The organism is Sphingopyxis sp. PET50 (assembly GCF_025244705.1).
GTDB lineage: Bacteria > Pseudomonadota > Alphaproteobacteria > Sphingomonadales > Sphingomonadaceae > Sphingopyxis.
On record NZ_CP104207.1, the window covers coordinates 2,145,998 to 2,159,415 of the forward strand.

At 68.7% G+C, this 13,418-nt stretch carries 9 protein-coding genes and 3 pseudogenes; 7 read left to right on the top strand and 5 right to left on the bottom strand.

The window, feature by feature from the left end; all coding sequences use genetic code 11:
- Positions 1-5 precede the first annotated feature (5 nt).
- From N0A20_RS11335 to N0A20_RS11350, 4 genes and pseudogenes are all read right to left on the bottom strand, one after another.
- Positions 6-1,556: an XrtA system polysaccharide chain length determinant gene (locus N0A20_RS11335; protein ID WP_260580507.1), complete on the bottom strand. Its 1,551-nt coding sequence runs from the start codon at positions 1,554-1,556 to the stop codon at positions 6-8.
- A gap of 52 nt (positions 1,557-1,608) precedes the next feature.
- Complete coding sequence (locus tag N0A20_RS11340; RefSeq protein ID WP_409574791.1) at positions 1,609-2,265, bottom strand: XrtA/PEP-CTERM system exopolysaccharide export protein; 657 nt, start codon at positions 2,263-2,265, stop codon at positions 1,609-1,611.
- 325 nt (positions 2,266-2,590) lie between these two features.
- Positions 2,591-3,790: pseudogene (locus tag N0A20_RS11345) on the bottom strand (pyridoxal-dependent decarboxylase, exosortase A system-associated); the annotation flags it as partial.
- A gap of 21 nt (positions 3,791-3,811) precedes the next feature.
- Positions 3,812-5,312: pseudogene (locus N0A20_RS11350) on the bottom strand (acyl-CoA ligase (AMP-forming), exosortase A system-associated); the annotation flags it as partial.
- Positions 5,313-5,380: 68 nt separating this feature from the next.
- On the opposite strand from N0A20_RS11350, the gene N0A20_RS11355 reads away from it, so the two are divergent.
- The 5 genes from N0A20_RS11355 to N0A20_RS11375 all read left to right on the top strand — a co-directional run bounded on the left by N0A20_RS11355 (position 5,381) and on the right by N0A20_RS11375 (position 9,144).
- Positions 5,381-6,364, top strand: a complete 984-nt coding sequence (locus tag N0A20_RS11355) for a GNAT family N-acetyltransferase (protein WP_260580508.1) — start codon at positions 5,381-5,383, stop codon at positions 6,362-6,364.
- 7 nt (positions 6,365-6,371) lie between these two features.
- Complete coding sequence (locus tag N0A20_RS11360; RefSeq protein WP_260580509.1) at positions 6,372-6,656, top strand: acyl carrier protein; 285 nt, start codon at positions 6,372-6,374, stop codon at positions 6,654-6,656.
- Between the two features lie 152 nt (positions 6,657-6,808).
- Positions 6,809-7,483, top strand: a complete 675-nt coding sequence (locus N0A20_RS11365; protein ID WP_260580510.1) for a hypothetical protein — start codon at positions 6,809-6,811, stop codon at positions 7,481-7,483.
- Positions 7,484-7,864: 381 nt separating this feature from the next.
- A complete protein-coding gene (locus N0A20_RS20175) occupies positions 7,865-8,287 on the top strand; it encodes a hypothetical protein (RefSeq protein ID WP_312846532.1) in 423 nt (140 codons plus the stop codon).
- Between the two features lie 209 nt (positions 8,288-8,496).
- The gene (locus tag N0A20_RS11375) at positions 8,497-9,144 is read left to right on the top strand and encodes an MOSC domain-containing protein (protein ID WP_260580511.1); all 648 of its coding nucleotides are present in this window, start codon (positions 8,497-8,499) and stop codon (positions 9,142-9,144) included.
- Positions 9,145-9,277: 133 nt separating this feature from the next.
- Here the strand turns inward: N0A20_RS11375 and N0A20_RS11380 are convergent, their stop codons facing one another.
- Positions 9,278-9,991 carry an arylesterase gene (locus N0A20_RS11380; protein ID WP_260580512.1) on the bottom strand — a complete coding sequence of 238 codons (714 nt, stop codon included), beginning with the start codon at positions 9,989-9,991 and terminating at the stop codon, positions 9,278-9,280.
- 16 nt (positions 9,992-10,007) lie between these two features.
- Here N0A20_RS11380 and N0A20_RS11385 point away from each other — a divergent pair.
- Together N0A20_RS11385 and N0A20_RS11390 are read left to right on the top strand one after the other, a co-directional pair.
- A pseudogene (locus tag N0A20_RS11385) lies at positions 10,008-10,726 on the top strand (ABC transporter ATP-binding protein).
- A complete protein-coding gene (locus tag N0A20_RS11390) occupies positions 10,726-13,365 on the top strand; it encodes an ABC transporter permease (protein ID WP_260580513.1) in 2,640 nt (879 codons plus the stop codon). Before N0A20_RS11385 ends, N0A20_RS11390 begins: the two are co-directional and overlap by 1 nt.
- Positions 13,366-13,418: the final 53 nt, after the last annotated feature.

The window sequence follows — 13,418 nt, forward strand, 5'->3', positions numbered from 1 at the left end:
CCCCCTCAGGCGACCATGCCGCGCTGGACGAATTCGGCGACGAGCAGCAGCACGAACAGCGCCACCAGCGCGCCGCTGCCACCCGCGAGCCAGACGAGCTTTTTCTTGCGATCGGCCTGGCGATCGGGCGTCACCACCTCGGTGATCGAACCGATGACCGGCAGCCCGCTGGCGCGTTCGAGCTTCGCCGCGGTGGCATAGCTGGTGCGCACCTGGGCGAGGCCGAAGGCGGTGCCGATGCCGCCACCGATGTCGGCGAGCAGCACGAGCGTCAGGAACATCGGGCGGTTCGGCGCCGAAGGCGCCGTCGGTTTCGTCGGCGGATCGATCAGGTCGACCTTGATCGCGTCGGTTTCGGTCTGCACGTCGCCGCGCAGCCGCACCTGTTCGCGCTGCGCCATCAGCCGGTCGTACTGCGCCTTCAGCGCATTATATTCGCCGTTGATCCGTTCATATTCGGCGGCGACGCCGGGATTCTGGATCTGCGCCGTGGTGATCTGGTTGATGTCGTTGGTCAGCTGCGCCTTGCGCGCGCCGAGCGCCGCGACCGTCGCCTGGCGTTCGGCGCGCATCGCCTGCAGCGTCGCATAGGCGGGGTTCTGCGTGTTGCCCCCGCCCCCGCCGCCGGTGCCTTCGCGGTCGGCCTGCGCCTTCAGCGAGGCGATCTGGCTCTTGAGCGCGACGACGTCGGGATGCGCGTCGGTCAGGCCGCGGGCGCGCATCGACGAGAGTTCGGCCATCGCGCCCGCGAGCTGCTGGCGCGCGACGCCGCCGCCTGTGGCGTTGAGGCCGGGAACGTTGATCGTCGCCGGGGTGGTCGCCATCTGGCCGTTCGCGGCGGCGAGCGCGCCCTGCGCGGCGGCGAGCTGGGTTTCGATCTGGCCAAGCTCCGCGCGCGCCTGGTCGATGCGCTGGCCGGGCGAGCCGGTGCCGCTGGAAATCAGGCCGATATTCTTTGCCTCGAAGGCGGCGCGGCGCGCCTCGACCGCACCGATCGCCTTCTCGCGGTCGGCGAGCTGGGCGTCGAGGAATTTCAGCCCCTCGCGCGCGGTCATGCGGCCGCCGCGGAGCTGCTCGTCGCGGAACACGGTGATCAGGCTGTCGAGCACGCCCGAGGCGAGCTTCGCATTGTCGGCGTCGGACAGGCTGCCCACCCCGATCGACGAGGTGATCTCGAAGATATTTTCCTGCTGCGGGACGATCTTGATATTCTTTTGCAGCATCGCGACCGCGCCGGCCTTTTCGCGCTCGCTCGCGCCCGCCGGGATCATGCCGGTGGTCACCGCGACCTTCTCCAGATTGCGCGCGCTGGTCAGCGTCTCGCGGATCTGGTCGATCCGCGCGCGGTCGGCATAGGGACCGCCGCTCTGTGCATCGGCCGGAATGATCTCGTTGATGTCGACGAGCAACCGTGCGCGCGAATCATAGCGATTGGGGATCGACGCGATCGCCAGCCAGCCGAGGATGCAAATGCCCCAGGCGACGGCGAGAACCAGCCAGCGGCGCGTCCAGACGCTGTGCAGCGCCACCCGGAATTCGTCGTAAAGGCCGTTCATCGTCTGGTTTCAGTCCTTGGCAATCGGGGGGCTTCGCGGGCGGCCGCGCGCGTCAGAACATGCTTTCGGGAATGATGATCACGTCGCCGGGCTGCAGCTTCACATTCGCCCGGATATCGCCGCGCTTGATCAGGTCGTTGAGGCGCAGCGCATATTCCTGCTGCTTGCCCGTCCCCTTGTCGTGGCGGACGAGGCGCGCCTTGTTGCCCGCCGCATATTCGCCGAGCCCGCCGACCGCGATCATCGCGTCGAGCACGGTCATGTTGGCGCGGAACGGGATCGACGCGGGCTTTTCGGTCGCACCGACGACGCGCACCTGCTGCGAGAAGGTGCTGTTGAAGCTGGTGACGATCACGCTGACGATCGGGTCGGTGATATATTGGCTGAGCTGGAGCTTCAGGTCCTGCTGCAGCATCGTCGGGGTCTTGCCGACCGCGGGCATGTCGGTGATCAGCGGGGTCGTGATGCGTCCGTCGGGGCGTACCTGCACCTTGCCGCCGAGTTCGGGGTTGCGCCACACGAAGATCTGCAGCTCGTCGAGCGGGCCGATGATATACTCCTCGCCCGGCCCTTCCTGGCTCTGGACGAAATTCGCGCTGGGAAGCTGCGGCGCGGCGGCGCCGCCGCCCATGCAGCCGGTCAGCGCGGTCGCGGCGATGCCCGAAACCAGGGCGGTGCGCGCGGCGCGAAGGGCGGGGAAGGACGTCATCATCAAATCACCTTTCCTGCGGGCAAGGGCGCCGCCGCAGGCTAAATGCCCGCAGCGAAAGCCAATGCGTCAGGATCAGCGATGACGGAAAAGGGTGAATATACCGTTAGTAGTCGGCTAGGTTTGCGCCCCATTTGTCGGGATTTGTGCCGGTTTGGGACGGAAATGGGCTTTTCGTCCGTCGAGGAAATGCCGCATGTCCCCGCGAAGGCGGGGGACCCATCTCCTGCCGACCCGAAATGGCACCGACCGGTGATGGGCTCCCGCCTTCGCGGGAGCACACGGCTTTTTTGCTCAAACCAGCATCTCCTTCGCCTAGCCCCTGCCCCAGAAAGGCCGAGGGGCTGGCGGTCGCGCCATAGGCGCCCGCCTGGAAGATCGCGATCAGGTCGCCGACCTCGCCGCGCGGGAGCGCGACCTGATCGCCGAGCCGGTCGAGCGGCGTGCAGAGGCAGCCGACGACCGATACCGTCTCGACCGGCTCCTCCCCGAAGCGGCTGGCGAGCGCGATCGGATAGTTGCGGCGGATCACGGTGCCGAAATTGCCGCTCGCGGCGAGCTGGTGATGGAGGCCGCCGTCGGTGACCAGGAAGGTCTCGCCATGGCTGGTCTTCCGGTCGACGATCCGCGTCAGATAGACGCCGGCCTCCGCCACGAGCCAGCGGCCGAGTTCCATCGCGAAGCGGCTCTGCCCCAGCATCGGGTCGCGCGCGGCGAGCGTCGCGGCGAGCGCATCGCCGACCGCCTTCGCGTCGACCGCGCTGTCGCCCGGGAAATAGGGAACGCCCATGCCGCCGCCGAGGTTGACGAGCGGCGGCACCGCGCCGATCTCGTTCGCCAGCCGCGCGGCAAGCGCGACCGTCTGCGCCTGGGTTTCGGCGATGGCCCCGGCATCGAGGGCCTGCGATCCGGCGAAAATATGGAAACCCCGCCAGTCGGCACCGGCATCGAGCAGGCGGCGGACGAGCGCGGGCACCTCGGCGGCATCGACCCCGAAGGGCTTGGCGCCGCCGCCCATCTTCATCCCCGACCCCTTGAGATCGAAGTCGGGATTGACGCGCACCGCGAGCCGCGGGACGATGCCGAGCCGTGTGCCGATGGCGAGCGCGCGTTCGGCCTCTCCCGCCGATTCGAGGTTGAGCGTCGCCCCGGTCTTGATCGCATATTCGAGTTCGCGGTCGCGCTTGCCCGGCCCGGCGAAGCTGATGTGTCCCGCCGCCATGCCGCTGGCGCGCGCGGCCCTGAGCTCGCCGCCCGATGCGACGTCGAGCCCGTCGACCATCGCCGCCATATGGCCGAGCAACGGGCCATAGGGGTTCGCCTTCATCGCATAATGAAGCTGGACCTCGGCGGGCATGGCGGCGCGCCATTCGGCGACGCGCGCGGTGAGCATGTGCGAATCATAGACGAAGAGCGGCGTATCGCCGGCATCCTCGGCGAGGGTGTCGGCGCGCTGGCCGCCGATCAGCAGCATGCCGTCGGCGTCGGCGGCGAAGCCGGGCGGGATCGGGCCGTGCGGTTTCATGCCGCGACCTTCCAGCCGCATGGCGATCGCGACGCGGTCGAGCTTGCCGTTCGGATTGCGCGGCAGTTCGCCGCGCCATTCGATCGTCCGGGGCTGCATGAAATTGGGCAGGTTGGCCTTGAGATAGGCGGCAAGCGCGTCGCGGTCGGCATCGCCCTTGCCGCGCACGATCAGCACGATCGCGGCGCCGAGCCGATCGTCGGGCACCCCGAAAGCCACCGCCTCGAAAATCTGGCCCGAGGCCACCGCTGCATCCTCGACCTCGGTCGGGCTGACGCGGTTGCCCGCGGTCTTGATCATCGCATCGTCGCGGCCGACGAAAGTGAGCAGGCCATTGGCATCGCGGCGCACCGTGTCGCCCGACCAGACCGCGATGCCGCCATAGCGCGACGCGCGCGGCGCGGGCCGGAAGCGTTCGGCCGTGCGCTCCGCATCGCGCCAATAGCCCTGCGCCACCAGCGGCCCGCAATGGACCAGTTCGCCCGGTTCCTCATCCGCCGTGATCGTGCCGTCGGGGCGGCAGACGAGGATTTCGGCATGCGGGATCGCGCGGCCCATCGAGGTCGGATGGTCGGCAACTAGCCTGGGTTCGAGCCAGGTCGAACGGAAGGCCTCGGTGAGGCCGTACATCGGATAGATGTCGGCGTTCGGGAAGGTCGCGCGCATCGTGTCGATCAGCGAGGGGGTCAGAGCCCCGCCGCTGTTGGTCAGGCGTTTCAGATGCGCCGCGGTGTCAGCGGGCCATTCGCTTTCGACGAGTTGTACCCAGAGCGGCGGCACCCCGGCGAGTGTCGTGACGCCGTGCCGCGCGACCGCCTTCACGACGTCGCGCGGGGTCAGATAGTCGAGCGGCGCCACCGCGGCGCCCGCAAACCAGGTCGAAAGGAGCTGGTTCTGGCCGTAATCGAAGCTGAGCGGGAGCACCGCGAGAATGCGGTCGCCGGGAGCGATCTTCAGATAGGAGGCGACGCTTTCGGCGCCGAGCCAGAGATTGGCGTGGCTGAGCATCACCCCCTTGGGGCGCCCGGTCGAGCCGCTGGTGTAGAGGATCGCGGCAAGATCGTCGGGCTCGGCGAGCGACGGCGGAAGCCCCTGCCCGCCCGAATCAACGACTTCCTCGCCGATCTTCAGATCCTGTACGGCGCATTCGGCGGGCAGGCTCGGCGCCGAGCGTGTCGCTCCGCGCCGCATTGGTGACGAGCAATTTCGCCCCGCTGTCGGCGAGGATATGCGCCACCTGCGGCGCCTTCAGCAGCGGATTGACCGGCACATGGATCAGCCCCGCGCGCGCCGCCGCGAGCGGCATCAGGCACGCGAGCCGCGTCTTGGCGCTCCAGCTCGCGACCCGCTCGCCGGGCCCGCCCGCCTGTTCGAGCAGCCACGAGGCGAGCCGCCCGACGCCCGCGTCCAGTTCGCCAAAGCTCGTGACCCGATCGCCGATCAGCAGCGCGGGCGCGTCGATGGCGCCGCGGCGGGCGAGATGGTCGATCGGGCGCGAATATGGGTCCTGATTGTCGGTCATCGGTTCTTAGGAGTGTGGTGATAGAGCGCCAGCCTATGCAAGGGAACGGTGAACATCGCGCTAATGATATGGCGGGGCTGCCCGCCGACGCGCGCGCGGCGGCGCCCGCGTCGCCGTTCGACCGCGCGGCCTGGTTCGACTTGCTGGCGGCGCACGGCTTTGCCGGCGAAGGGCGATTCGACGCCCATGGCGAGGCGGGGTCCGTCGCTGCGTGGCTGCCGCTGCGCCGCGATCACGCGGGGCAGTATAGCGGCCTCGCCAACTGGTACAGTTTCTCGATCCGGCCCTTGTTCACCGGCCCCGCCCACCCGGGCGAACGCGGCGCGGCGCTGCGCAAGCTGTTCGTCCGCCTGCGCGGGCGCGCGGCGCGGCTGACGCTGTACCCGGTGCCGGAGATCGAGGGCGTCCACGAGGAGGTGCGGATCGCGCTGCGCAAGGCCGGCTGGTGGGTCAAGGCGGTCCCGGCGGGCGACCGCCACTGGCTCGATCTTGAAGGAATGACCCACGACCAATGGTGGGAAAGCCGCCCCGGCGCGCTCAAGAACACCGTCAGGCGCAAGGCGAAGAAGGGAGTGGTCGATATCCAGCTGCTCACCACCTTCGACCCCGGCAGCTGGGCGGCCTATGAGAGCATCTATGCCGCAAGCTGGAAACCCGAAGAGGGCGACCCCGCGCTGCTGCGCGCCTTCGCGCAGGCCGAAAGCGGACGCGGGACCTTTCGCATGGGCATCGCCCGGATCGACGGGATTCCGGTTGCGGCGCAGTTCTGGACCGTCGAGGACGGCACCGCCTTCATCCACAAGCTCGCGCATGTCGAGGACAGTCTGAAGGCCTCGCCCGGAACCCTGCTGTCGGCGGCATTGTTCCGCCATGTCATCGAGACCGACAGAGTGAAACGCGTCGATTTCGGCACCGGCAACGACGCGTACAAGCGCGACTGGATGAACCGCCACGAGCCGCTGTGGCGATTGGAGGCTTTCAATCCGGCGCGCATCGCGGCATGGGGGCCCGCGATCAAGGCTTTTGCGCGCTCGTGGCTCGGGCGCGAGTGAGGACAGGATGACCGACACCCCCGCCACCGCCCCCGATACAAGCGTCGATGCCACGCTGCGCGCGCTGCTCGCCGACATATTGGGCCTGGGCGAAGCCCGCGCCGCCGCGCTGACCGAGGACAGCGGCCTGTTCGGCGAACTGCCCGAATTCGATTCGATGGCGGTCGCGACGGTGCTGACCGAGATGGAGGATCGCCTCGGCATCGTCATCGACGACGACGAGATCGACGGCGAGATTTTCGAAACCTATGGCAATTTGCTGGCCTTTTCGCTGCGCAAAGTGACCGACTGAGGGCCGTTGGACCGGGTTCGCCTCCTCCTCCCGTTCGCCCTGAGCTTGTCGAAGGGCCGTTCTTTTCTTTCGATCGTTGAAAGGAAGAAGGACGGTCCTTCGACAAGCTCAGGACAAACGGTTTCAGGGTTCGGTTGGTGAGCAGCGAAGCCATGGCAACATCCGAACATCATCTGCGCTTCGAGCCCCCCGGCGCGCCGCACGCGACCGTCCTGATCGTCCCGCCGCTGTTCGAGGAAGCGAACCGCACGCGCCGCACTTTGGTGCTGGCGATGCGCGCGCTCGCGGCGCGCGGGTTCGCGGCGGTGATGCCCGACCTGCCGGGGCAGAATGAGAGTCTGGTGGCGCTGGAGGATGTCGACCTCGATACATGGCAGGCGGCGCTGGCCGGAGTTGCGGCGGAAATCGACGGCCCCGTGCTGGTCGCTTCCGTTCGCGGCGGGGCGCTGATCGACCATAAGGCGAAGGCGGCGGGCTGGTGGCGGCTGGCGCCGACCGGCGGGGCGTCGCTGCTGCGCACCTTGCTGCGCGCGCGCGTGGCCGCCGACCGCGAGGCGGGCGTGGCCTCGTCGGTCGAGAGCCTGACCGAGGCGGCGAAAAGCGAGGCGCTGCTGCTCGCCGGCAATCGCCTGTCGCCCGCGATGATCGCGCAATTGGGAGCTGCGGAAGTGCAACCGGTCGAACCGCTGCGCAGCGTCGCGCTTGGCGCTGGCGGCATCGCGGGCACGCCGCTGTGGCTGCGCGCCGAACCGGGCGAGGATGCGGCGATGGCCGGGGCGATCGCCGACGATATCGCGGCCTGGGGGGCGGCATGCGGCGTCATCTGAACTTCGCCTGCGAAGACGCCGCCCTCGCCGCGACGCTCGACGCGGCGCCGGGGGCGACCGGCCTCTTGATCGTGTCGGGCGGCAACGAGATTCGCAGCGGCGCGCATCGCGGCATGGCGATGCTGGCGCAAAGGGTCGCCGAAGCGGGGCATCCCGTCTTCCGCTTTGATCGCCGGGGGATCGGCGACAGCGAAGGCGAAAACGGCGGCTACCGGTCGAGCGCCCCCGACATCGCCGCCGCCATCGCGGCGTTTCGCGAAGCGGCGCCGCAAGTAACGCGCGTGGTCGCGTTCGGCAATTGCGATGCCGCGAGCGCGCTGTTGCTGCACCAGCCGCTGGCACTCGAGGGACTGATCCTCGCCAATCCCTGGACCTATGAGGATGGCGACGGCGCGGAGGCGGACGAACCCGCCCTGCCCCCGGCGTCGGCGATCTCGTTCGCGCTATCTGGCGCGGCTGAAGGACCCGAGGAGCCTGCTGCGCCTGCTGAGGGGCGAGATCGACGTGCGGAAACTCGCGCGCGGACTGTCGGCGATGGGGCGCAAGCCCGCGGCACCCGCATCCGGCAGCCTGGCCGACGAGTTGGGCAGCCGCCTCGCGGAGATAGCCTGCCCGGCGACGATCCTGCTCGCGACGGGCGATCGCACGGCGCAGGCGTTCATGGACAAATTGGCGCCGCTGCTGGCCCGAATCGAGGCGGATCCGGGAGCGGTCCGAACGGAACGGCTCGCCAGCCAGTCGCACAGTTTTGCCGGGGGCGACGCCGATTGGCTGGCGGAGCGCATCATCGCAGCCTTGCAATAGCCAGGCGCCTTCGCGGAACGCGACCGGTCAGGCTCCCTCCGCCGGTTGCGCGTCAGCCCTTCACATCGCCTTTCCGTCCCCACCTCCAGCCGCTGGAGCGCCTCCGGTTTCGACTGAATTGGGACTGGCGCTCCAGAAGTCTGTATTACCGGGTTTTTCGAGTCTCCGGGCAATTCCGCCTGCCCGGAAAACGCTCCGGATAGGCGCTCATGCAACGGACAATCGACGCCATTCTGATCGGCAAGGCACGCATGTTTCGCGGCGATGAGCCGAGCGCGATCGCCAAGGCTCCGGTCACCGGCAGCCTGCATGTCGGCTTCCTCGGCATCGCGGGCGACGAGCAGGCCGACCTGACCGTCCATGGCGGCCACGACAAGGCGATCCACCATTATCCGCGCGATCATTATGGCTGGTGGGCGGAAACGCTCGGCGGCCATGGCCTGCTCGATGCGCCGGGCGCATTCGGAGAGAATGTCTCGACCGAGGGGCTCGTCGAGAGCGATGCCTGTATCGGCGACCGCTATCGGCTCGGCAGCGCGCTGGTCGAGATCAGCCAGGGGCGCCAGCCGTGCTGGAAGCTGGGGCATCGGTTCGGGGTCGCGAGCGTACCCGCGACGGTGGTGACGTCGCGGCGGAGCGGCTGGTATTACCGGGTGATCGAGGAAGGCGCGGTCGCGGCGGGCGACACGCTCGAACTGGTCGAAAGGCCCCTGCCCGCTTGGAGCGTCGCGCGCGTGTTCGGGCTGTTGATCGGCGGCGCGGGGAAACGCGAACCGGGGGCTTTGCGCGATCTGGCGAACATGGATGTTCTGGCGGCAAGCTGGCGGGTGCGGGCGGAGAAATTGCTGGGCCATTGATCCTCCCCACTTGTGGGGAGGTGGCAGCGCGCAGCGCTGACGGAGGGGGCTCGCATCCTCGCGCAGCGTCGCGTTAAACCGATAACCCCCTCCACCACCCTGCGGGTGGTCCCCCTCCCCGTTCCGGGGAGGATTAATTGGGATCCGGCAATTCTTCCTCGACCAGCGGCGCCAGCGCCTCGGCGATCACCGCCACCCCCTTCGCATTGGGGTGGATATTGTCGCCGAGCATCAGCGCCTTGTCCGTCACCACATTGTCGAGGATGAAGCGATAGAGGCTCGCGTCATATTTGGCGGCGAGCTCGGGAAAGATCGGGTCGAATTTCGCGGCATAGTCGGCGCCGAGATTGGGCGCCGCGACCATGCCGGTGAGCACCACCGGAATGTCGCGCTTCCTGAGCTCGGCGAGCATCGCGTCGAGATTGGCCCGCGTCTGGGCGGCGTCGATGCCGCGCAGCATGTCGTTGCCGCCGAGTCCGAGCAGCACGACCGCCGGCTTCGCCTTCGCATTGTCGAGCACGAAGGTCAGCCGCTGGCGGCCCGTCGCCGTCGTATCGCCCGAGACCCCCGCATTCTGCACCCGCGCGATCACGCCGTCGGCGGCGAGCGCGGCCTGGAGCTGCGGCGCGAGCCCTTCCTTCGGCCCGAGCTGGTAACCCGCATAGAGGCTGTCGCCGAAAGCGATGACGAGCGGCGCGTCGGCGGGGATCGTCGCGGCCCTGGTCGAAGCCGATGCCTCCTTGGTCGAAGCGGCGGGATTTTCCGCCGATCCGCACGCGGCGAGCGGTTGGCAAAGCGCGACGACGCAACCATATGTCCAGAACGAACGCCATCCGGCCTTGATCATTCCAAAGGGTCCCTTCTTGACCGATGCCCCACGACCGCCGCGCGAGGCGGCGATTGCCGCCCATAATGTGACGCTGACGCTCGGCACCGACAAGGCCCCCGTCGAAATATTGCGCGGCGTCGACCTGACCGTTGCGGCTAAGCAGAATCGGTCGCGCTGCTCGGGCCGTCAGGATCGGGCAAAAGTTCGCTGATGGCGGTGCTCGCAGGGCTCGAACGCGCGAGCGGCGGGACGATCCATGTCGCGGGGACCGATTTCACCGCGCTCGACGAGGACGGCCTCGCGCGCGCGCGGCGCGGGCGGATCGGCATCGTGCTGCAGGCGTTCCACCTGTTGCCGACGATGACGGCGCTGGAAAATGTCGCGGTGCCGCTGGAACTTTCGGGCCATGACGATCCCTTCGGGCGGGCGACCGCCGAGCTGGAAGCCGTTGGCCTCGGGCATCGCCTGACGCATTATCCCGCGCAGCTTTCCGGCGGCGAGCAACAGCGCGTCGCGATCGCCCGCGCGATGGCGGGCGAGCCCGCAATCCTCTTTGCCGACGAACCGACCGGCAATCTCGATACCGCGACCGGGCATGCGATCGTCGACCTGCTCTTCGCACGCGGCAAGGCGCTCGGCGCGACCTTGCTGGTCATCACGCACGACCCCGAGCTCGCCGAGCATTGCGACCGGGTGCTGGTGATGCACGACGGGCGGATCGACGAGGAACGCACCGGCAGGACGCGGCGCTGATGCTCCCCCTCGCCACTCTCTGGCGGATCGCGCGGCGCGATCTCGCGGCGCGCATCCGCGGGCTCAGACTGCTCGCGCTGTGCCTGTTCCTCGGCGTCGCGACGCTCGCCGCGATCGGCAGCCTGACGCGCGGGATCACGTCCGAGCTGGAGGCGCGCGGGCAGACGATCCTGGGCGGTGACATCGAATTCGCCCTGCCGCAGCGGCAGGCGAGCGAGACCGAAATGGCGGCGTTCCGTGGCGAAGGTCAGACATCGGCGACGGTGCGGATGCGCGCGATGGCGAATGCCCCCGATGGCGAGGCCCTGCTGTCCGAGCTGAAGGCGGTCGACGCCGCCTATCCGCTCTATGGCACGATGCGGCTGGAAAGCGGCGCGCGGCGCGGACCGCCGCCGGCGGGGGCGATCTGGATCGGCGCCGACCTCGCCTCGCGGCTCGAACTGAAGGTCGGCGGGCAGGTGAAGTTCGGCGACAAGAGCTTCCGTATCGACGGCATCATCGCCGAGGAACCCGACCGGCTGGGCGAAGGCTTCACGCTGGGGCCAGTCGCGATCATCGGGCTGGGCGATCTGGAAGCGACGAAGCTGATCCAGCCGGGCAGTCTCTATGAAAGCAAATATCGCGTCCGGCTGCCCGACAATGCCAATCCCGAAACGGTCGGCAAGCGGCTGACCGGGCAATTCCCCGAGGCGGGGTGGAAAATCACCGACCGCAGCAACGGCGCGCCGGGGACGCGGCGCTTTATCGAGCGCATGGGACAGTTCCTGTCGCTCGTCGGGCTGGCGGCGCTGGTGATCGCGGGGATCGGCGTCGGCAATGGCGTCGCCTCCTATCTCGCGGGCAAGCGGCCCGGCCTCGCGACGCTGAAGATACTAGGCGCCGACAGCGGTACGGTGATGCGCCTCTATGGCTTGCAGATTCTGGCGGTCGCGGCGGTGTCGATCTTCGCGGGGCTGGTCGCCGGCGCGCTGGCGCCCGCGGCGATTTCCGCCATCGCGGGCGACGTGCTGCCGGTGAAGCCGGGGATCGCCCTCTATCCGCTGCCGCTGGCGATCAGCGCGGCTTACGGCCTGCTCATCGCAGTCGCCTTCGCCCTGCCCCCGCTCGCGGCGACGCGGCGCGTGCCCGCGGCGGGGCTGTTCCGCGCGACGATCGACGGCAGCGCGCGACCCGAAACGCGGACGATCCTTGCCGTCGGAGCCGCGCTGGCGGCGATCATCGCGCTGGCGGTGGGCACCGCGCGCGAGCCGCTGTTCGCGCTCGGTTTCGTCGGCGCGGCGGCGGGCTTGCTGCTGCTGCTCGTCGGCATCGGCTGGCTGGTGCGCAAGGGAGCGAGCCTCGTGCCGCGGCCGAAACAACCGCTCCTTCGCCTCGCCGTCGCGAACCTGCACCGGCCGGGCGCGGCGACGGGGGCGCTGGTGGTGGCGCTGGGGCTCGGCCTGACATTGTTCGTGACGCTCGCGGCGATCCAGACGAGCATCACCGCCGAAATCGCGCGCACCGTGCCGCAGCGCGCGCCGAGCTTCTTCGTGCTCGACATTCCGCGCGATGGCGCGGCGCAATTCCGGTCGATGGTGACCAAGGCCGCGCCCGACGCCGACATCAACATGATCCCGGCGCTGCGCGGCAGCGTCACCGAATATGCCGGGCAGCGCGTCGACGAGCTCGAACAATTGCCCGAGGGCGCATGGGTGCTGCGCGGCGACCGCGGGCTGACGTACAGCCCCGCGCTGCCCGACGGCAGCGAGCTGACCGAAGGAACATGGTGGCCCGCCGACTACAAGGGACCGCCGCTGGTCAGCGTCGAGCAGGAGGTCGCGGCCTCGCTCGGCCTCCAGATCGGCGATACGCTGTCGGTCAACGTGCTGGGCGTCGAGGTGCAAGCGAAAGTGGCCTCCTTCCGCACCGTTGAATGGGACAATTTCGGGCTCAACTATGTGCTCGTCTTCTCGCCCGGCAGCTTCGACGCCGCGCCGCACAATATGGTCGCGACGGTCGCGGTGCCGCCCGCCGCCGAAGCCGAACTGGCGCGAAGTATCCCGCGCGCTTTCCCCTCGGCCTCGCTGATCGCGGTGCGCGACGTGATCGGGCAGGTCACGACGCTGCTCACCCAGATGAGCCAGGCGATCGCCGCGGCGGCGAGCATCGCGATTCTGGCCGGGATCGCGGTGCTGATCGGGGCCATCGCGGCGAGCCGCGAACGGCGTGTTTACGACAGCGTGATCCTGAAATTGCTCGGCGCGACCCGGGGACAGATATTGGCGGCGCAGGGGCTGGAATATGCGGTGCTGGCGCTGATCCTCGCGGCGCTGGCGCTCGGGCTGGGGCTGGCGGCGGGCTGGTATGTGGTGACGCAGCTCTTCGACTTCAGCTTCGCGCCCGATCCGTTCATCGTGGGCATGACGCTGTTCGGCGGCGCGGGGCTGGCCTTCCTGATCGGCATCGCGGGAAGCTGGCCTTTGCTGTCGGTGCGGTATAGCGAGTGCGCTCAGGAGTTTGTAGGATCGGCGGTTTGTCGAATTGGCGTCAGTTCGTGGGGAGACGCCGGATTTTTGTTTCGCGCGAAGACGCAAAGACACGAAGAAGTGGCACCATTACAGCCGTTGCGCGCCCATAGCGCAAAGCGCCTTATCAAATAGTCGCCTGCGGCGAGGAACAATCGCCCGAAAGATTATGCGCCATCTTCGAGTCT

Coding starts and splice junctions, on each gene's coding strand:
- N0A20_RS11335 (WP_260580507.1), bottom strand. CDS start 1,556: ATGAACGGCCTTTACGACGAATTCCGGGTGGCGCTGCACAGCGTCTGG.
- N0A20_RS11340 (WP_409574791.1), bottom strand. CDS start 2,265: ATGACGTCCTTCCCCGCCCTTCGCGCCGCGCGCACCGCCCTGGTTTCG.
- N0A20_RS11355 (WP_260580508.1), top strand. CDS start 5,381: ATGGCGGGGCTGCCCGCCGACGCGCGCGCGGCGGCGCCCGCGTCGCCG.
- N0A20_RS11360 (WP_260580509.1), top strand. CDS start 6,372: ATGACCGACACCCCCGCCACCGCCCCCGATACAAGCGTCGATGCCACG.
- N0A20_RS11365 (WP_260580510.1), top strand. CDS start 6,809: ATGGCAACATCCGAACATCATCTGCGCTTCGAGCCCCCCGGCGCGCCG.
- N0A20_RS20175 (WP_312846532.1), top strand. CDS start 7,865: ATGGCGACGGCGCGGAGGCGGACGAACCCGCCCTGCCCCCGGCGTCGG.
- N0A20_RS11375 (WP_260580511.1), top strand. CDS start 8,497: ATGCAACGGACAATCGACGCCATTCTGATCGGCAAGGCACGCATGTTT.
- N0A20_RS11380 (WP_260580512.1), bottom strand. CDS start 9,991: ATGATCAAGGCCGGATGGCGTTCGTTCTGGACATATGGTTGCGTCGTC.
- N0A20_RS11390 (WP_260580513.1), top strand. CDS start 10,726: ATGCTCCCCCTCGCCACTCTCTGGCGGATCGCGCGGCGCGATCTCGCG.